At 46.6% G+C, this 19,151-nt stretch carries 22 protein-coding genes; 7 read left to right on the top strand and 15 right to left on the bottom strand.

Annotated elements, in window-relative coordinates; genetic code table 11:
• Positions 1 to 202: 202 nt before the first annotated feature.
• From HMPREF0240_RS21365 to HMPREF0240_RS21340, 6 genes are all read right to left on the bottom strand, one after another.
• The gene (locus tag HMPREF0240_RS21365) at positions 203 to 1,102 is read right to left on the bottom strand and encodes an ROK family protein (RefSeq protein WP_009005482.1); all 900 of its coding nucleotides are present in this window, start codon (positions 1,100 to 1,102) and stop codon (positions 203 to 205) included.
• Between the two features lie 21 nt (positions 1,103 to 1,123).
• Positions 1,124 to 1,813, bottom strand: a complete 690-nt coding sequence (locus HMPREF0240_RS21360; RefSeq protein ID WP_035314511.1) for an N-acetylmannosamine-6-phosphate 2-epimerase — start codon at positions 1,811 to 1,813, stop codon at positions 1,124 to 1,126.
• 2 nt (positions 1,814 to 1,815) lie between these two features.
• On the bottom strand, positions 1,816 to 2,445 hold the full coding sequence (locus tag HMPREF0240_RS21355; RefSeq protein ID WP_009005480.1) for an SGNH/GDSL hydrolase family protein: 630 nt from the start codon (positions 2,443 to 2,445) through the stop codon (positions 1,816 to 1,818).
• Positions 2,446 to 2,466: 21 nt separating this feature from the next.
• A complete protein-coding gene (locus HMPREF0240_RS21350) occupies positions 2,467 to 3,342 on the bottom strand; it encodes a carbohydrate ABC transporter permease (protein WP_035314508.1) in 876 nt (291 codons plus the stop codon).
• Positions 3,342 to 4,256 (bottom strand): sugar ABC transporter permease, encoded by a 915-nt coding sequence (locus tag HMPREF0240_RS21345; RefSeq protein ID WP_009005478.1) that lies wholly within the window; start codon positions 4,254 to 4,256, stop codon positions 3,342 to 3,344. Before HMPREF0240_RS21345 ends, HMPREF0240_RS21350 begins: the two co-directional genes overlap by 1 nt.
• A 90-nt stretch (positions 4,257 to 4,346) precedes the next feature.
• Positions 4,347 to 5,660 carry a sugar ABC transporter substrate-binding protein gene (locus HMPREF0240_RS21340; protein ID WP_009005477.1) on the bottom strand — a complete coding sequence of 438 codons (1,314 nt, stop codon included), beginning with the start codon at positions 5,658 to 5,660 and terminating at the stop codon, positions 4,347 to 4,349.
• A gap of 501 nt (positions 5,661 to 6,161) precedes the next feature.
• Here HMPREF0240_RS21340 and HMPREF0240_RS21335 point away from each other — a divergent pair.
• Entirely contained in the window at positions 6,162 to 7,019 is an 858-nt protein-coding gene (locus HMPREF0240_RS21335; RefSeq protein ID WP_009005476.1) for a MurR/RpiR family transcriptional regulator, read from the top strand.
• Positions 7,020 to 7,071: 52 nt separating this feature from the next.
• On the opposite strand, the gene truA is transcribed toward HMPREF0240_RS21335, so the two are convergent.
• From truA to HMPREF0240_RS21315, 4 genes are read right to left on the bottom strand one after another with little or no spacing between them, the layout of a single operon-like run.
• Complete coding sequence (gene truA / locus HMPREF0240_RS21330; RefSeq protein ID WP_009005475.1) at positions 7,072 to 7,863, bottom strand: tRNA pseudouridine(38-40) synthase TruA; 792 nt, start codon at positions 7,861 to 7,863, stop codon at positions 7,072 to 7,074.
• Between the two features lie 9 nt (positions 7,864 to 7,872).
• On the bottom strand, positions 7,873 to 8,697 hold the full coding sequence (locus HMPREF0240_RS21325; protein ID WP_009005474.1) for an energy-coupling factor transporter transmembrane component T: 825 nt from the start codon (positions 8,695 to 8,697) through the stop codon (positions 7,873 to 7,875).
• Entirely contained in the window at positions 8,690 to 9,538 is an 849-nt protein-coding gene (locus HMPREF0240_RS21320) for an energy-coupling factor transporter ATPase (RefSeq protein ID WP_009005473.1), read from the bottom strand. Before HMPREF0240_RS21320 ends, HMPREF0240_RS21325 begins: the two co-directional genes overlap by 8 nt.
• Complete coding sequence (locus HMPREF0240_RS21315; RefSeq protein WP_009005472.1) at positions 9,523 to 10,374, bottom strand: energy-coupling factor transporter ATPase; 852 nt, start codon at positions 10,372 to 10,374, stop codon at positions 9,523 to 9,525. Before HMPREF0240_RS21315 ends, HMPREF0240_RS21320 begins: the two co-directional genes overlap by 16 nt.
• 200 nt (positions 10,375 to 10,574) lie before the next feature.
• Between HMPREF0240_RS21315 and HMPREF0240_RS21310 the strand changes: the two genes are divergently transcribed.
• Positions 10,575 to 11,282 carry a GntR family transcriptional regulator gene (locus HMPREF0240_RS21310; protein WP_009005471.1) on the top strand — a complete coding sequence of 236 codons (708 nt, stop codon included), beginning with the start codon at positions 10,575 to 10,577 and terminating at the stop codon, positions 11,280 to 11,282.
• On the opposite strand, the gene HMPREF0240_RS21305 is transcribed toward HMPREF0240_RS21310, so the two are convergent.
• From HMPREF0240_RS21305 to HMPREF0240_RS21290, 4 genes are all read right to left on the bottom strand, one after another.
• Positions 11,251 to 12,204 (bottom strand): DMT family transporter, encoded by a 954-nt coding sequence (locus HMPREF0240_RS21305; protein WP_009005470.1) that lies wholly within the window; start codon positions 12,202 to 12,204, stop codon positions 11,251 to 11,253. The two genes, HMPREF0240_RS21310 and HMPREF0240_RS21305, sit on opposite strands and share 32 nt — an antisense overlap.
• Positions 12,205 to 12,210: 6 nt before the next feature.
• Positions 12,211 to 12,729 carry a peptidylprolyl isomerase gene (locus HMPREF0240_RS21300; RefSeq protein WP_009005469.1) on the bottom strand — a complete coding sequence of 173 codons (519 nt, stop codon included), beginning with the start codon at positions 12,727 to 12,729 and terminating at the stop codon, positions 12,211 to 12,213.
• A 65-nt stretch (positions 12,730 to 12,794) separates the two neighbouring features.
• Positions 12,795 to 13,412 (bottom strand): hypothetical protein, encoded by a 618-nt coding sequence (locus HMPREF0240_RS21295; RefSeq protein WP_035314504.1) that lies wholly within the window; start codon positions 13,410 to 13,412, stop codon positions 12,795 to 12,797.
• Positions 13,413 to 13,458: 46 nt separating this feature from the next.
• The gene (locus HMPREF0240_RS21290) at positions 13,459 to 14,325 is read right to left on the bottom strand and encodes a DMT family transporter (RefSeq protein WP_035314502.1); all 867 of its coding nucleotides are present in this window, start codon (positions 14,323 to 14,325) and stop codon (positions 13,459 to 13,461) included.
• A gap of 252 nt (positions 14,326 to 14,577) precedes the next feature.
• On the opposite strand from HMPREF0240_RS21290, the gene HMPREF0240_RS21285 reads away from it, so the two are divergent.
• From HMPREF0240_RS21285 to HMPREF0240_RS21265, 5 genes are all read left to right on the top strand, one after another.
• Positions 14,578 to 15,462, top strand: coding sequence for a hypothetical protein (locus tag HMPREF0240_RS21285; RefSeq protein ID WP_009005466.1), 885 nt, complete (start codon positions 14,578 to 14,580; stop codon positions 15,460 to 15,462).
• A gap of 37 nt (positions 15,463 to 15,499) precedes the next feature.
• Positions 15,500 to 15,760: a helix-turn-helix domain-containing protein gene (locus tag HMPREF0240_RS21280; RefSeq protein ID WP_009005465.1), complete on the top strand. Its 261-nt coding sequence runs from the start codon at positions 15,500 to 15,502 to the stop codon at positions 15,758 to 15,760.
• Positions 15,761 to 15,913: 153 nt separating this feature from the next.
• Positions 15,914 to 17,026: a sn-glycerol-3-phosphate ABC transporter ATP-binding protein UgpC gene (gene ugpC / locus HMPREF0240_RS21275; RefSeq protein ID WP_009005464.1), complete on the top strand. Its 1,113-nt coding sequence runs from the start codon at positions 15,914 to 15,916 to the stop codon at positions 17,024 to 17,026.
• Positions 17,027 to 17,112: 86 nt separating this feature from the next.
• Entirely contained in the window at positions 17,113 to 18,021 is a 909-nt protein-coding gene (locus HMPREF0240_RS21270; RefSeq protein ID WP_009005463.1) for a helix-turn-helix domain-containing protein, read from the top strand.
• A gap of 1 nt (position 18,022) precedes the next feature.
• Entirely contained in the window at positions 18,023 to 18,523 is a 501-nt protein-coding gene (locus HMPREF0240_RS21265) for a DUF6106 family protein (protein ID WP_009005462.1), read from the top strand.
• An 84-nt stretch (positions 18,524 to 18,607) separates the two neighbouring features.
• Here HMPREF0240_RS21265 and HMPREF0240_RS24535 read toward each other — a convergent pair whose 3' ends face one another.
• Complete coding sequence (locus HMPREF0240_RS24535) at positions 18,608 to 18,769, bottom strand: hypothetical protein (RefSeq protein ID WP_157134265.1); 162 nt, start codon at positions 18,767 to 18,769, stop codon at positions 18,608 to 18,610.
• Positions 18,770 to 19,151 lie beyond the last annotated feature (382 nt).

Raw genomic sequence — 19,151 nt, 5'->3', positions numbered from 1 at the left:
GTATAAAGGTAGCCCTTATCCTTCGAAAATCTGGTTTTGCCTTCTTTGAGTAACAACCCAGTCTTTTAGATTAATCTTATACTAACAAACTGCCGGACGGTTGTCAAGCATGATCAAAGTGAATAGTTAAATATAACTTTTACCATTTCAAAAGGAGGTAAAACAGCTTCCGGATAGAAAAAAATTCTGTTTATCCTTCATTTCACCAGGCTCCCTGCTCCTGCCTGCGCATTTTAAAATGATAAAACGCACCCAGCATACCGGCGTCATTGCGCTGTTTTGCAAATTCCAGCCTGGTTTTTTTAAAAATAACGGGTTTTAAAAATCTCTGCAGCTGCGCTGTGACCAGTGGCTTCAGGTATTCCTCCTGTGCGGCAATACCTCCGCCCAGTACTACCACCTCAGGGTTGATGACATAGCAGATATTGGCAATCCCTTCCCCAAGGATCTCTGCCATCTCTTCAATTGCGCTCCTGCAGACGGCATCCCCTTTTTCTGCCTCTTCAAAAATACGGGGGCCCGGCCACGCTTCCTTATCTTCCTGTTTTTTCTCCGCCACGTTTTTACTTAAGATGCTGCTGGCTCCAAGGGTCTGGAAATCGCTGCCGTACATGTTCATGTATCCGATCTCACAGGCGCTGCTGCTAAAACCGTGAAACACCTTCCCATCGATCAGGATGCAGCCGCCGATGCCTGTTCCCAGCGTCAGACATACTGCCACCCGGCTGCCCGAAGCAGAGCCGTCAGTATACTCCGCAAGCCCCGCACAGTTCACATCGTTTTCCACCTCGCAGGGAATTCCGTATTTTTCTTCGAACACCTTTCTGAACTTTGTTCCCGTATAGTGCGGGATCAATTCTCCCGAAAAAAAGATCTCACCTTTCTCGCAGTCCACCATACCTGCTGTAGAGATACAGATACCGGATATCTCATGCTTCTCACGGTACAGATCTACAATCCGTGCGGCTTTCTCCACAATTGCCTCTCCGCCCAGGTATGCCTCCGTAACCATGCTGCTTTTTTCCAGTATTCTGCCTCCCTCATCCAGCAGGCCATATTTTATAGATGTACCGCCTATATCAATGCTTATGTAATATCTCATGTTCTCACCCCGCCGGCCAATCTATTTTTTAAGAGCTTCCACAAACTGCTTGGTAATTATCTGCGGCCTGGTAATGGCACTTCCTACCACCACACTGTAGACGCCCAGATCCATAACCCTGCGCACCTTTTCAGGCGTATTTATATTCCCCTCCGCAATCACCTCATGGGAAACGCTCTGCATAATCTCTTTGATAATTGCAAAGTCGTCAGACTCAATCTTCAGTCCTTTACTCTGCTTTGTATATCCTACCAGTGTAGTCCCTATAAAGTCAAACCCTATCTGATCCGCAGCCAGTGCTTCCTCCACCGTAGAACAGTCCGCCATCAGCAGCTGATCAGGATATACACTGCGCACTTCCCGGTAAAATTCCTCCAGTGTCTTTCCTCCGGGCCGCAGTGAGCTTGTCGCATCCATAGCTATAATCTCCGGCCCCACAGCCATAAGTTCCTCAATTTCACGCATCGTAGGCGTTATGTATACTTCACTGTCCTCATAGTCTCTTTTTACAATGCCAATGATAGGCAGATCGACATTCCTTTTTATCTCCGTAATATCTTCCTTTGTATTGGCGCGGATTCCTGCCGCACCGCCTTCTTTTGCTGCCGCAGCCATCCTCCCCATAATATAGGAGGAATGAAGCGGTTCTTCCGGAAGTGCCTGACACGAAACGATCAGCCTTCCCTTCATTTGTTCTATTCCCTTATTCAATGTCACACCTTCTCTCTGATAATCTCTGCCAGCTTTTCGGCCAGTCTGTTGTGGCTTTCGGCGTCCAGATGCATGTAATCAATCTGGTTCATGGTGACAAAATCCGCAGCGTCCAGAAAATCACATCCATATTGTTCTGCACAGATCCTGTACTCCGCTGCCAGTTTCGTGGATTTTTCACTGCTAATCCCCATCTCCCCGGCCACAGGGGAAGTCTCACATGCTTTTTCGATCGGTCCTGGCGATACCAGAAGAATCCCCGGACATTCCCGCCATGCCTCCGTCTGTTTCGCTTTCAGCACAAGACGTTTCATCCCGTCTGCTATATTTTTCGGTGTCGCTGCAAACCGTTCCTTACAGTCATTCGTCCCCAGCATAATAATCAAATAGTCTATGGGCGAATGAGACATCAGGCACGGATTCAGATATGTCAGTCCGTTCATCCCCTCATTGAGCGGGTCTTCAAACACAGAAGTTCTCCCGCACAGCCCCTCTTCTATTACAGTATATCCATTCCCCAGCAATTCACTTAGCCTCCCGGTCCATCTGACATCATCAGGAAAACGTCCGTCTGTAAGCGCATCATATCCCCAGGTATTCGAATCCCCAAAACAAACAATTCTTTTTTTCATGTATCTGCCATTCCCCTCTCATTAACCTTTTACTGCACCCATTGCAAGACCCTGTACAAAATTCTTCTGGGCCGCCCATACAATCAGCAAGACAGGAACCAGCGTAATCACAGCCGTCACAGCCATCGGGCCCCATTCCAGACCGCGGTCGGTAATAAAACCTGCGATTACTACGGGCAGTGTCTTGGACTTGTTAACACTCAGGATTACTGCAAACAAAAATTCATTCCATGCACCGATAAATGCCAGGATCCCGGAAGCAATAATTCCCGGCTTCGTAATCGGAAATATTATATAGAAAAATCTTTTCGTAAAACCGCACCCATCCAGCATGGCCGATTCTTCCAGCTCATTGGGCAGCTGCTCGAAAAATCCCATCATCAGCCAGATTACAAGGGGCAGGTTAAAGCTTGTATTCATAATCACCAGCGCCGTCTTCGTATCGATCAGGTGCAGAGTTCTCATCACCAGATACACTGGGATTGCCGTAGCGATTGCCGGATACATCTTCTGGATCATAAACCACAGGCCAAAGTACTTCCTCGCTTTTTTCCCAATGGCGCCCCTGGCCACAGAATAAGCAGCCATACTGCCCAGCAGCACAGATATAATTGTGGATACCGCGGCTACAATAAAGGTATTCAGGAAGTGCGTCACCAGCTGGTCTTTTCCAAAAACGCTCTCGTAACTATCCAGGGTCAGCTGGCTCGGAATCAGCACCGGTGGGCTGGCCAGGTAGTCAGCCTTCACTTTAAACGAACTGGTAATGAGCCAGTATACCGGAAAGAGGATCAATATCATGCTGATGACAATTAACACCACTCTCAATGGCTTTCCGGCGAAATTGCCGATAATGTTATCTATGGTTGGCAGCTTTCTGTGTTTTTTTCTATTCATCACAAATTCTCCTCCATTCTGTCTCTCAGTCTCAGGAATCCCATGGTAACCACTGTCATCACAACTACAAAAATGATAGCCAGAGATGCGGAATATCCTGCATCAAAGAATTTGAGTCCCTGTTTGTATATGTAGTTCGGCAGCATCTCTGTCGCGCTGCCGGGACCTCCGTTTGTCATGACGTAGACGGTATCAAACACTTTGAATGCGTCTACAAATCTGAGCATTACAACAACGGTCAGTACAGGGCTCATCATAGGCAGAACAATCTTTCTGAATATCTGTCCATTTGACGCTCCGTCCACAGTAGCCGCCTCCAGGCAGTCTGCCGGCAAAGCTTTCAGTCCGGCCGCGCAGATGATCGTTACCCAGGGCACCAGCTGCCAGACATTGACCAGAATTACGGAGATCATGGCTGTATTCGGACTACTGAGCCAGGTGATGCTGGGTATTCCAAAGAAACTCAGGAAGTAGTTGATAATTCCCGTGGAGGAATCCAGCATCATGCGCCACAGTGTACCAACGGCCACAGGAGCCATAATCATAGGGATCAGGAAGATAGATGTACAGATTCTCGCCCACATCTTATCTGAGCAGAGTGCCATGGCCAGAAACAGACCGATCACCACCTCCAGAGCCACAGATACAACCGCAAAAAGCAGTGTATTTCCTGTACTTGTCAGCAATGTCGGATCGCTGAACATCTTGATATAGTTGCCAAGCCCGATAAACTCCGGCGTTGCATTCGGAAGGTTTAATTTTAATTTAAAGAAACTCAGATACAGGGAATACAACAGTGGAAGGAGCGCTGTAATTCCCAGGAATATCATGGTGGGAACCAGGAACATCCATGATGCAAACTTATCGCCTCTGCTTTTCCTTATCACAGGAGCCGCACTTTTCGTTCTTTTCATCTTAGCCATGCTTGATTTCAGTCCTTTCTTGAAAGAAGATTACCTGCAGGTTTGACTCCGCAGGTAATCAATTCCGCAATTTTCTTACAATTACAGATTATAGTTCTTTGTACCTTCTTCAGGCGGTGCATTCTTCAGCGCATCTTCTATGCCTTTTTTCATCTTGCCGACAGCAGTTTCCAGATCTGTCTGACCGGACATATATTCGCTTACAACAGTGTTGAGCATTGTGTCTACTTCTGTTGACGCAGGAATTCTCCACCACAGATTTGCTGTGTCCAAAGCTTCTCTTACAGTGTCCATATATGTACCCTTGATTCCATCCTGCTCCCAGAATGCTTTTCTCGGTGAGAGAATACCATATTCTTCGTAGAACTGGTTCTGCTTTTCTGCGCTTGTATACATCTTGATCCACTCCCAGGCAAGTTCCTGATTCTTGGAGCTTGCAGGAATCGACATATCCCATGCACTCAGCAGTGTGGTGCCCGTCTTGTCATATGGGATAGTTCCAAGTGCCCATTTTCCGACTACTTTGGACTGTGACTCATCGTCTGCCGCCTGTACCAGACCCAGTGTCGGCCATGTCTCGCACACTGCAGCCTTGCCGTCCAGAAATGCCTTGATAGACTCTTCTGTACCCCAGGATAAAATAGCCGGATCCGCATAGTCCTGAATCTCTTTCAGATGTTCCAGCGCCTCTCTTGTCTCCGGTGAGTCGATGGTTACGTTCCAGTCTTCATCGGCCCAGGAACCTCCCATAGACCACAGTATATAATCAAAAACACCGCCCAGCTGTCCGGTCGTGGCTGACACGGACAAACCGTAAACACCTTCATCCGGCTTTGTCTGTGCTTTAACTGCTTCCCGGTACTTCTCCCATGTATCCGGAATACCATCCGGCATCAGATCGGTTCTGTATGCAAAAAGCTGCGGCGTACTGGCATTAGGAATACCCGTAACGGTTCCCTGCCATGTACCGGAGTTCTCCAGAACCTTTTCGATAAACTCATCCATATCATAGTTATCTTTTTCAATAAAATCGGTAAGCGGTGTCATATATGGTGCAAATTCGCCGTCCCACTGGCTGGCAACATCGATTACATCATAGGAACCTGTTCCGCTGGTCAAATCCAGAAGCGCCTTTTCATGAAGCGTCGTATACGGGAAATCCACCACTTCCACCGTCGCACCTGTCTGCTCCTCGAATTCGTCTACAATAGATTTGGCAGCATCGGCATATACGCTTGACATATACAGAACCGTCAGCTTTTCTCCTGCGTATGGTTTGCCGCTGTCGCTCTTTGCTTTGGAAGTGTCTTCTTTTTCCTTTCCGCCTCCGCAGCCTGCCAGCAACCCTGCTACCATTGCCGTACACAATAAGATACCCACAATCTTCTTTTTCATATTTCTCCTCCTTCACCCTTTGTACCGCAGATATTTTTGAAAGAAATTTTTTTATTTTATTTTTTATGAACTATTTTTTTCAAATCCGCGATATTTAATTTGCTTGTTGAAATAATTTTATCATTCCCATTTCTCATTGTCAACCGTACATAATAACCAGTTTTTCGGCTTGTTTTTTGTTTCTTTTAACCAAGTGCTTACGTTTTTAACTGATATATAACTTAAAAAATAAAATAAAAATTTTTTCTTTTTTATTCAAAATAACGCATTTTTCCATTTTATCATAACCAATTTAACACTCCTCTTGACGATTGACAGGAAAAAATTTTTACTGTAGAATATTATTATACATATTTTTGCGGCCTGGCCGCAGACCCGCCCGCAGGGCACGCATTACGGGATGCCCCTGGGTGTACATTAATCTGCAGTATTGCTGCAGATCCGCCCAAAGGGCCTGTGTTACGGGATGCCCTTGGGTATTACTATGAGGGAGGTATCAATATGGCTACCACGAATCTTATGACCGAAATCACTAGCAGATATTCCAAAATGACTAAGGCGGAAAAGAAAGTTGCTGACTTTGTTCTTTCTTCACCCCAGACTGCTTTAAGCTCAACCATCACAGACCTTTCAAAGCTCTGTGACGTCGGAGAGACAAGCGTATTCCGTTTCTGCCGCACACTGTCATTAAAAGGGTATCAGGATTTCAAACTCTCCCTGGCGCTCAGCACCTCCACTCCCGAATCCCTCGCCAAGAAAGAGCTAATCGATGTAGCGGACACCGACAACTGCAAGGATACCGCCACCAAAGTCCTGCAGGCATACAATATGGCCCTGAACCAGGCATTTGAGACTCTGAATTTCAACGCCATTCCCAAAGTTGTGGATCTGATACTGTCTGCCAGAAGCATCAACATGTTTGGATTCGGCGGATCCGGAACAAGCGCCAGCGAAGCCCGCAACAAGTTTATGAAGATACTGCCCAATGTTATTTATAATTCGGATGCTCACATGCAGCTGACGCAGGCCGCCCTGCTCGGAGAAGGAGATCTGGCCGTCATATTCTGCAATTCCGGTATCACTAAGGATTGTATCGAGATCGCAAGGATCTGCCACAGCACAAAGGCTTCTGTGGTATTTATCACGATGTTTCTCAAGACACCCGCGGCTCAGTACTCCAATATCCTTCTGCTCTGCGGGGCCAATGAAGGGCCAATGGAAGGCGGTTCGATTGCGGCAAAGACATCCCAGCTCTTTCTGATCGACATCGTGTATGCTGAAGTTTATAAAAAACTGGGAGACAAAGCATTGGAAAACAAGAAAAAGACTTCTCAGATTATTACAGAAAAGATGATGTAGATGCAAAATGGCGGTGTTCCATACAACCCGTAATTATGGAACACCGCCATATTTATTTGTCATCAGATGCAGATCTGCACACCGCACCACTCTCAGAGACCGCCATTTTGGGATACTCGATCCCAATCAGCCTGAGTCCGTGAGGCGGAGCCGTGACTCCGGCCGCCTGCCGGTCCTTTGCCTCCAGGATGTCTTTCACCTGCTCCGGCGTGTAGAATCCGCGTCCCACCCGGAGAAGCGTACCTACAATAATTCTCACCATATTATAAAGAAAACCATTTCCACGGATCCGTATCGTAATTTCCTCTCCGTTTTCCAGAATATCCAGTTCATATATGGTGCGTACCGTGTCTTCCACATTGGTTCTGACATTGCAGAAGCTGGCAAAGTCGTGTTCACCGGACAGATAGCCCGCAGCTCTGCGCATTTTTTGCAGATCCAGGTCATAAGACACAAAATATGTTGTCAGTCTTCTGGTAGGATCCGGTATTTTCGCATTGAGTATAAGATATTCATAAGTCTTTACCGTATCGCAGTACCTTGGATGCCAGTCTGCAGGTACTTCTTCGGATTTCACGATCACGATATCCTCCGGCATGCGCTGATTCAACGCGTAAGCCAGGCGGTCAGGCGGGATCGTAGTTTCTGTGTCAAATACAGCAACATTTCCCAGCGCATGCACCCCCGAGTCGGTTCGGCTGGCACCGATTACCCGGATCTCCTCGCCGGTCAGCCGGGACAATTTTTTATTCAGTATCTCTTCTATTGTGATTCCATTCGGCTGAATCTGCCAGCCGCAGTAATTTGTGCCGTCATAGGCAACCGTCAGTTTTATCCGTTTCATAATCCCTCGTCAAAAAATCCATATGTGAAATGGCACATAACGCCCCACAACAAATATCAATATCATGTATAGAACTGTCAAAACATACGCCGCACGGTCTCTCCCTCTATACACCAGAGGCTTCATCTTTGTCCGTCCTTCTCCTCCATGGTAGCACCTGGCTTCCATCGCCATGGCCAGATCGTTGGCCCGTCTGAAGGCAGATACAAACAGAGGGACCAGGATAGGAATCATAGCCTTAGCCTTCTGAATCATGTTTCCGCTGTCCAGATCTGCCCCTCTGGCGATCTGGGCTTTCATAATCTTATCCGTCTCCTCCAGCAGTATGGGAATAAAACGCAGTGCAATAGACATCATCATTGCCACCTCGTGAACCGGCACCTTGATTTTATTCAGGGGATGCAGCAGCTTTTCAATCCCATCGGTCAGAGAATTGGGGGTGGTGGTAAACGTCATGATAGATGACCCCATAATCAGATAAATCAGGCGAATCCCCGTGTATACGGACGTCTCAAGTCCTTTTTCCGTAATATGGAATATCCAGAAATTTACCAGTTCCGCGCCTCCCCTTGTCAAAAACAGATTAAACAATACCGTGATCAGAAGCAGCACAATCACGGGCTTCAGCCCCTTCAGGATAAACTTGAGCGGCACCCTGCTCATATAAATAACCGCTCCTAAAAAAATCGTAGCAACCAAATAGCCCAGGATACTTTTCTGTATAAACAGAGAGATCAGAAATAATAGAGTGCATACAATTTTCACCCTCGGATCTAATCTGTGGATTACGCTTTTAGCCGGATAATATTGTCCGATTGTAATATCTCTAATCATGGAAACTCCTCATTATCTCTTCCGCTGCTTCTTCTACCGTTGTTGCATCCGTAAGCACATCCATGCCTTTCGCCTTCAGTGCATGCATGATATAGGTCACCTGTGGAGCCGCAAGTCCCACTTCTTCCAGTTCTCTGTAATGGGCAAATACTTCTTTCGGCTTCCCGTCAAACATTTTCTCTCCCTGGTTCATCACAATAATCCTGCTTACATATCTGGCGATATCTTCCATGCTGTGGGATACAAGTATTACAGTCATATTCGTATTCTTATGAAGATATTCTATCTGATCCAGGATATCGTCCCGCCCTTTCGGGTCCAGGCCAGCCGTGGGCTCGTCCAGTACAAGAACGCCTGGCCTCATTGCCAGCACGCCCGCTATGGCAGCGCGGCGTTTCTGTCCCCCGGACAGTTCAAACGGTGACTGATGATAATATTTTTCAGGAAAACCAACCAGCCCAAGAGCTTCTTTTGCGCGTTCTTCACATTCTTCTTTGGAAAGCCCCTGATTCTTAGGCCCAAAACATACATCACTCAGAACGTCCACTTCAAAAAGCTGATGTTCCGGATACTGAAATACCAGTCCTACCTGGTTCCGCAGTTCCTTCATATTGTATCCTTCATCATATATATTTTTTCCGTCATAATACAGCGCGCCGCTGGTGGCCTTTATCAAGCCGTTGAAATGCTGGATCAGCGTAGATTTACCGGATCCGGTGTGCCCGATGATCCCTACAAATTCCCCCTGCTGTATCTCCAGGCTGATCTCTTTAAGTGCCTGCTTTTCGTATGCCGTTCCCGGACTGTATACGTAGTTGATATGTTCTAATTTGATTGACATAATGCTTCCACCAGCTCCTCTGTCCGTAATATTCCGGAAGGAATCTTCATTCCCTTCTTTCTGAGCGTCTCCGCCAGCATCGTTACCTGCGGCACATCCAGCCTGTATTTTTTCAGTTCGTCCACCCGGCTGAATATCTCACGGGGTGTCCCGTGCATTACAACGTGTCCGCTGTCCATCACATACACCTGATCCGCATCAATGACTTCTTCCATATAATGAGTAATCAGGATCACGGTCACTTTTTTCTTTCTGCGCAGCTCCTGTACCGTCCGGATCACTTCTTTTCTTCCATTTGGGTCCAGCATCGCTGTAGGCTCATCCAGTACAATGCATTTTGGTTCCATGGCAATCACGCCCGCAATTGCAACGCGCTGTTTCTGCCCGCCGGACAGCTTGTTCGGAGAATTGTTCCTGTATTCCAGCATCCCGACCGCCTTCAGACTGTCCTCCACCCTTTTCCATATCTCATCGGTCGGCACGCCCAGGTTCTCAGGGCCGAATCCCACGTCCTCTTCTACTACGGTGCCAATGATCTGATTATCCGGATTCTGGAACACCATTCCCGCCGACTGCCTGACGTTCCACAGTTCCATCGGATCCTTTGTGTCCCTGCCATCCACCCACATGGTCCCGCCTGTGGGAACCAGAATCGCATTCATGTGCTTCGCCAGCGTTGACTTTCCCGAACCATTGTGCCCCAGGATGGCAACAAAATCTCCCTGGGCTATGTCAATGTCCACGCCGTCAACCGCGCGGTTCATTCCGATTACATTACCCTCTTCATCCCGCTTTTCATATTCATAAATCAGTTTTTCTGACCGAACCATCTTCATAAACGGCTAGCGCCTCCATTTTGTCATATTTACTGCTCACTATTTTACGGTATGAACTGGCTTTTGGCAAGGTGCAGTTTTAGTATCCCCGGTCAGGCCACCGACCCTTTTCTTGTTTTTGCTTTCATTTTATACTATAATATGCAGTATACAAGAAACTGGTATCTGACTATACCAGAAGCAGGTTTGGAGGAAAATATATGGAATTTCAGAAAATCAGTTCCCCGTCTCTCCGCGATCTTTTTGTGGAGCAGCTGGAACATCTTATTTTGTCAGGGAAATTAAAAATCGGAGAAAAGCTCCCGCCGGAACGCCAGTTGGCAGAGATGATGCAGGTAAGCCGCGCCGTGGTAAACAGTGGGCTCGGTGAACTGGAGAGAAAAGGTTTTCTGAATGTTAAGCCAAGAGTGGGTACCTTCGTGGCGGACTACCGCCGTAAAGGCACTTTGGATACACTTCTTTCTATCATGAAATACAACGGGGGAAAAATACGCAATGAAGAAATCCGTTCAATCCTCGAGGTGCGGATCGCCCTGGATACGCTCGCAGCCCAGCTGTGCATCGACAGGATTTCCGAAGAAGAGATACAGCTGCTCAAAGATAAGATAGAACAGATCCGCAATGCACAGTCCATAACCGATGCCTCACAGGCTGCGTTTGAATTTCAGCATGAATTTGCCCTGCTTTCCCACAACACACTGATTCCGCTCATTTTCCAGTCTTTCCGCACACCGGTTTTCACTCTCTGGGAACGCTTTTGTACACTATACGGCATTCCTGCCCTTTATGAAAACAATTACACGCTCTGGACCTTTATCCGTGACAGAGACACCCAGGGGGCCATCGACTGGATTCAAAACTCCGTCAGGGAGAGCATCAGCGGGAGCCGGACGTTGTATTACGATTAATTTTGCCACTGTTCACAATTATAATTCCGATGGACACCAGTATCAGCGCTGACAGGTTCTTTGCCGTAACAATCTTTTCCCCAAGGAAGATACCCGACAGCGCTACACCAAATACAGGGATCGTAAAACCGTATATAGCTACCTTTCCCACCGGATTATACTTGAGCAGCAGGGTCCAGAGGCTGAAGGCAATCGTCGTAATCAGCGCCATATATATCAGCAGGACAGTGGACTTCACCGTGAATCCCTGCACATGCCCACCCAGAACAAGGCCGATTGCAACCAGGATCACACTCCCGAACAAGGTCTGATAAGCCGTAATTGTCATTGGGCTTTCTCTGTCTGAAATTGTTTTAAGGATGACTGTACTGATTCCATAGGCAACAGTACAAATAAACACCATCCCCTCCCCCATCAGGGAAAAACCGGTCCCCCAGGCGCCAGGGGCCAGGTTAATCACAATAACCCCGGCGAGGCCGAGAGCGCAGCCGGCGCCCTTTTTCCATGTCATTTTTTCATCTTTCAGTATGAAATGAGCCGCCACGATTGAGACAAAAGCGTTGGATGCATTGATTATGGATCCCTTTGTGCCTGTTGTATTTGAAAGGCCAACATAAAAGAAGAAATACTGTACTGTAGTCTGCAGGATTCCCTGGCGCAGAATACAGGGAAACGAAGATCTCTTCATCGTCAGAACCCGTTTTTCCAGGATACATCCGATCATAAAAGTGAGCACGCCAGAAAGGAAGAACCGGTAGCCAGCAAATAAGATCTGACTCCCGGTTCCTTCAATTCCAAACCACTCATATCCAACTTTAATACAGGGAAATGCGCTCCCCCAAAGTGCACAGCAGATTAATGCCAGCAGGCAGATCACCGCCGGATTCTGCAGCTTATTCGATGTCTGTGGTTTCTTTTCCATATTACCTTACGCTCTTTCCGGTTCTTCGTACTCTGCCCCAAATGTCTCGACCGTTACTGTCTTCATAACCTGAGCCTCCAGCGGTTTATCACTGTAATCTGTAGCAGTTTCTGCAATCTTATTCACAATGTCCATTCCTTCGGTAATCTCTCCGAAAGCAGCGTATGCTCCATCTAAAAATGGTGACTTCTTGTGCATGATAAAGAACTGGGAACCCGCTGAATCAGGGTGGTTTGCGCGGGCCATGGAAAGAACCCCCACTCCGTGCGGCAGGTCATTCCTAAAACCATTCTGTGTAAATTCCCCTTTAATGGTGTATCCCGGGCCGCCCATGCCTGTCCCGTCCGGGCATCCGCCCTGAATCATAAAACCGCTGATAACGCGGTGGAAAGTCAGGCCGTCATAGAATCCTTTTTTTACAAGAGAGACAAAATTTTTCACAGTATTTGGGGCGATATCCGGATATAATTGTGCTTTCATAATATCCCCGTTTTCCATTTCAAATGTTACGATTGGATTTTCCATAATAAAACTCCTCTTTTCTATACAAAAATTAATTATCTCTATTGTAGCGGATTCCACGAGATTCGTCAATCAGCCCCTGAATATTCGTCCATATACCGGATCAGTCCGCCTTTTTCCTCATGCCCTGTGTCCCACAGGTCCTTAAGTGAAAAGGTACTTGCTTCCCCGTATGTGGCCACCGTTATCAGCAGATCTCCCCCTTTCTCTTCATAACCAAAACAAAGAAACCAGTGCCATACAAAGTCTTTGTACTTTGGGTCTTTATGTCTCAGCATCAGATAGGGCACCGGAAAACCGGCGTCAATCTGTCCCTTAATAAAATCTGCCGCCTCCCCGAAAGTATGGCTGCCTCCAAAGCCCGACATCTGGAGATTATTGTCTCCGGCATCCCGCAGATAGTTTTCAAATCCTTCTATAAACATAGACAGCTTTTTTACACCGCCTGCCCGCGGCTTGATATATGGTTTCATTTTCATGGAGAACTGAATGTACTCTTCTTTCGTCAGATTGTTTACATTAAAAGGATATAAGTGCGTCCTGCCCTGATGCAGCGCAAAATAAATGCAGCTGTCACATGCTGTTGCTGCTGCGCAGCCGCCAACTTTCATCACCACATTCCTGAACCAGTCCTGGTCACCACCGACTTCGCCATCTATTGTAAAATAATCTAATATTTTCTTCATCATTACCTCCAGGTATTTCTGTCATACATATTGTGTCGTTTATCTTTTATTTTGAACGGTTCTTAGATGATGCAAGCGTAGAATAAAACACCACGCCAAGAATAATCACGCCGCCTGCAAGTTCTTTGACGCCCGGCTTTTCTCCCAGGAACAAAAATGCCGCCAGTATCCCATACACGGATTCCAATCCGGATATGATTCCTGCGGTCTGCACTTTAACCGTCCGCAAGCCGTCAATATACATAGTATGTGCCACCGCCGTAAATACTACTCCCAGCAGAAGAAGCACAAGAATATCATTTCCATTTACTGCAGGTTTTAAAATAAAAAGCGAGGGCAGCAGTACAACACTTGCCGTTGCCTGTTCATAGAACGCAGTAAGACCGCTCGTATATTTCTCCATGAACATTCTGTTCATCAAAGACAATACCGCATAGGAAAAACTGCCGATCATCCCCCATATTACTCCCTGCGTCATAGCATTTCCCAGCTGGAATTCCGGCACAATGAACAGCACCCCGCACAGCATGACAACTGCAGAAACAACGCTGGAGATTCTCAGTTTCTCATGAAAAAGCACCGGTTCCAGAAAAGTAACAAACAGCGGAAATGTGGAGAACGTCAGCGTTCCGATGGCAACCGTAGAAGTCTGAATAGACTGCATAAAGGTCGTCCAGTGGACAGCCAGCACAATCCCTGCCGTAATCATCCGCAGATAATCCTTCCCCGCCAGTAGACGCATACGCTCTTTTTTTATCTTCAGCAGAAACAGTAAAAAAAGGGATGAGAATATCACCCTCCCCAGTACAATAATAACCGCGGGCAGTTCCACCCACTTCGCAAACAGACCGGACAGTCCGAACAACAGCACTGAAACATGTATCGATGCCAGACCCTTCTTTTGGTTTTCCATCCTCACTTCCGCCTTTCCATTAATCTTAATCAGATAACGTATAGTATAGCATAAACTCTTTTAATTTCAAATAAGACTCAGAGGCGTCTTAAAAGAGACAACTTCAAAGGGGTCAGACCCCTTTGCCATTGGGGTCTGACCCCTTTGAACTTTTGCTTGCAAAACCGGCATTTTCATGGTATATTTAAATCGTAAGTAATAAGTAGTAAGCAACTATTTTATTTCTCCATAGTATAAAAGGGAGGTATTCTTATGTCAGAATTATCTTTAAAAGAACGTTTTTCGCTTATTGCACTCAACGCCCAGGACAGTCTTCATATGACCACGGCTAAGAAGGCCGCTCTGCGCTGTATCGCGGCTGCAGAGGTACTTGAAAAGTATTTGGACGGCAGCTGGCCGCAGCAGCCTGTACTTGAGCAGGAGTTGAAGTCTGCGGCGGACGTTTCTTCCCATACACTCAAACAGACCGAGAAAGAGATCAAAGAATCCCTCACCGAAAAGGATCTGCTGACTGAAGTTCCGAATCTTCTGGCATGTGACATGTATTATGTTACAGCAGGAGTCAATATATTTGAATACCGCTGCAATATAGACGAGTATACCCGGCAGACCGAGGGAATGCGGGCGGAGCTTATGGAAGACGGCAATATCTCAGACGATGTGACCTGTCTGCTTTGGCTGCTCCGTGAAAGCGGATGTTTTTATGATCTGTTTTCCAGGGCGGAACAGGAGTACCTGGCCTCACGGATCAACCAGCTGTATCTGGAATCTTGCCTGGCGAAATTCCTGTTTCCAATCGAGATTCACCACTCATTTGAAGCCTTCAGTCAAAAGTTTCTGAAGAAGAAGGATGAAATCTTTACCACACCATTTGGTACCGGGCTGCTGTTTGCCTGCCCTGTTTTTGAACGTTCCCAGTCCATCTTCATTGAAGCTGATGCCTGGTTTTCCGGAAATGATAAACGTCTGGAATGCGTCATCCGCAGACTGGATGAAAAGGGACATGTGGTGCATGTCCTGCGCGCCGGAACCGTACCGCTTCTGAAGATCGACAACCTTTATTATGAGTGCATTCCTACGCAGATCGTGGTAAAAACCGCAATTCAGGGAGTCCGCCTGCGCCGTTATGTTATGTAATCCCCGTACATTCAGATAAATAAAAGGAGAGATTCTTATGTCAAGACAGCGCTCTATAGAAAATATACTTGCATCTGAATACGTCTCTATCGGTGAGCTTGTACGCATCACCGGTGTACGCTACAGCACCCTGAAGTATTATACCGAAGAGGGAATGCTGCCGTTCGAACAGACGGAAGAAAATCTGACGCGCCGTTTCCCCCGTGAAATAGCGGTAAAGCAGATCGAACGTATCAGGAATTTCCGGACACAGGGCCTTTCCATCCCCGAAATAAAGGGGCAGTTAGGGCTGAATTAATTCCTATGGTCGAAATGTACACATTTTTTTATATTTTTTGGTTACTCGTGATATTGTCCATTTCCGGTTTCTTTATTATACTGAATTCAGAAAGTAACGAAACACAATTTCAGTTCAGAAAACAAAGAACACTATTTTAAGGAGGCTATACAAATGGCAAGTTTATCATTAAAAGGAATTCAAAAAGTATATCCAAATGGATTTCAGGCAGTAAAGGATTTCAACCTGGATATTGATGATAGAGAATTTATCATCTTCGTAGGACCATCAGGATGTGGAAAGTCAACAACACTTCGTATGATCGCAGGTCTGGAAGATATTTCAGGCGGTACTCTGGAAATCGACGGTAAGGTTATGAATGATGTAGAACCGAAAGACCGCGATATCGCAATGGTATTCCAGAACTACGCTCTGTATCCTCATATGACCGTTTTTGACAACATGGCGTTCGGCCTGAAACTTCGTAAAGTACCAAAAGATGAGATTGACAAAAAAGTACGCGAGGCTGCAAGAATCCTCGACCTTGATAAATTACTTGACCGTAAGCCGAAGGCTCTTTCTGGAGGCCAGAGACAGCGTGTTGCTATGGGACGTGCCATCGTACGTAATCCTAAGGTATTCCTGATGGATGAGCCGCTGTCCAACCTGGATGCAAAGCTGAGAGTTCAGATGCGTATCGAGATTTCCAAACTTCATGAAAATCTGAACGCAACTATTATCTACGTTACACATGACCAGACAGAGGCTATGACACTGGGAACAAGAATCGTTGTTATGAAAGACGGTATCGTTCAGCAGGTAGATACACCTCAGAACCTTTACAACACACCTTGCAACCTGTTTGTTGCCGGATTTATCGGATCCCCGCAGATGAACTTCATGGATGCAGTTGTTAATGTAGCTGGCAACGATGTAACCCTGACAGTTGGCGAGCATGTACTCAAAGTACCGGCTTCCAAGAAAAAATATTTGATCGATGGCGGTTATGACAAAAAGACAGTTGTCCTCGGAATCCGTCCTGAAGATGTACATGATTCAGAAGCGTTCATAGCAAGTTCTGCTGACAGCGTAATCAAGTCTAAGATCAAAGTATATGAGCTGCTCGGAGCAGAAGTATATCTGTACTTCGACGTTGAAGGCACGCAGATGACAGCCCGCGTTAATCCGCGTACAACACTGAGAACAGGTGATGATGCTGTATTCGCACTGGATATGGAAAAGATTCACGTATTCGATAAAGAAACAGAGTTGACGATTTTAAACTAATGCTTTAGAATAATAATGTAATAAATAAGAGAGGGGCTGTACTATAAAGTGCAGCCTCTTCAATTCTATATGTACGAGGGACGATTATGGATAACACACCGGAGCTTGATAAGGCTTTGTCTGAACTGAAAAAAATAACCGGCATGACACTGGAAGTCCGCACAGATACGCCGGAAGAGCTTGAGAATGCAATGACGCAGATTCGCTGTCTTACGCTGGCTTACAGGGAAAAATATAACAAAAACCATTTTCTCCAAAGCCTGATGACAGACAGCATACCGGCGTATGATATTTTTGAGCGGGCAGCCCGCCTGCACATAGAGCCGGAAGCTCAAAGGATCTTATTTCTGGTTGAGACAAGAAACACTCTGGATGACACTGTGATCGAGATCCTCAAAAATTTATTTCCTTCTCAGGCAAAAACATACCTCGTTTCCATGGGCGAGAAAAGCATCGTAATACTCCGTCCGAGGAAGGCATCAGACACGATCGAAGATATCAACCAGATTGCACATATGATCGTCGACACATTGAACATGGAGGCACTGACTCACGTCCAGGTCGCATACAGCGGAAGTATCTATAATCTGCTGGAGCTGCCCGGTGCTTTTAAGGAGACCAGCCTGGCACTGCGCGTAGGAAAGCTCTTTTACTCCGAACAGACTGTATTTCCTCACAACCAGCTTGGTATCGGAAGGCTGATCTACCAGCTCCCGGTAAGCATTTGTGAAAACTTCCTGAAAGAGATTTTTGGCAGCGATATCCCAAATGCATTTGATGAAGAAACAACCGCAACTATCAACAAGTTTTTTCAGAACAACCTGAACATAGCCGAGACATCCAGACAGCTGCATATGCACAGAAATACCCTCATCTACCGCCTGGAACAGATTGAAAAAAGGACAGGCCTGGACATCCGCAGATTCGAGGATGCCATGACTTTCAAAATTGCCACCATGGTCATTAACTATTTACAGACAGAAAGGAACCCCTGATATGAATGACGCTTTTTATGAACAACTCGTAGCCCGCAAATCCCGCCCGCTCGATGTGGTAATCCGCATCCTCATCATCGCAGCGCTGGCACTGGTCCTCGTATTTTCCATGCTGCTGCTCGGATTCCTGGGAGTAATCATCACAGTAGTTCTTGCCTTCCTGGCATACTATTTTGTATTTCCAAAGTTTAATGTGGAATACGAATACACACTGCTGAACCACGATATGGAAGTAGATGCCATCTACAGCAAATCCAAGAGAAAAAAACTGATTACCTTCGACATCCAGCAGGCCGAAATCATCGCCCCAAAAGGCTCACCGCGTCTGAACTCCCAGCGCCCGGAAAAGACAATGGACTTTTCCTCACAGGATGCCAACGCAAAAGCATACTCCATCATGATCCAGATGGATCAGAAAAACACTTGCATCATCATCGAACCAGATGAAACCATGCTCAACCACATAAAATCCTGGATGGGGATGAAGCTTTATTTGGATTGAGAGTATCGGGACGGATTGGCTGAGGGGCCGCTGTATGGAAGCGAGGCAGGGCTCTTTGGGATGCGCTTTGTGGTGTAACAGCCGCTAATCAAAATGAAAACCAGCATGATGAACACCGCCGACAAACACGGGAATGCCGGATGCATTCCCGCTTGAGTCGGCTTTTTTGCAGGGCTTGAAGCCCTGCAAAAAGTTCATATGCTGGCTTTCATTTTGATGAAGCGGCTGTAACACCACAAAGAGCATCCCAAAGAGCCCTGCCGCGCTTCCATACAGCTTCGTTCATCCAATCGGTAGATAAAAACATTCCAAATAAGATAGGCTTCTTAAAGCGGGTGCGCCGTATTTGTGTTGGCTATCTGGGATCTTTCATCGTATAGGGGGATATTTGTCTGCAGTAAATCATCATCCTACCAGCCAGTCCAATCCGCCTCTCCCGCCCGGATGCACCCAGCCTGTCCTGGATGGTGTATGGGGCGCAGGAGGGGATGTCTGCCGGTGTTTTTGGATGCCTCCCAGTGTGCCGTGTGTTTCCCTTGGGATAAAATAGAAAAATCTGATGGACAGACTTTGCTTTACCAAGCAAAGTCTGAGGCGACTAAGGCCCCAAATCATCAGATTTGGGGCC

Origin of the sequence: Clostridium sp. D5, from assembly GCF_000190355.1 — a bacterium.
Classification (GTDB): Bacteria; Bacillota; Clostridia; order Lachnospirales; family Lachnospiraceae; genus Faecalicatena; species Faecalicatena fissicatena_A.
Note: the sequence above shows the minus strand (reverse complement) of the source record. Positions and strands in the feature narration are given on the sequence as shown.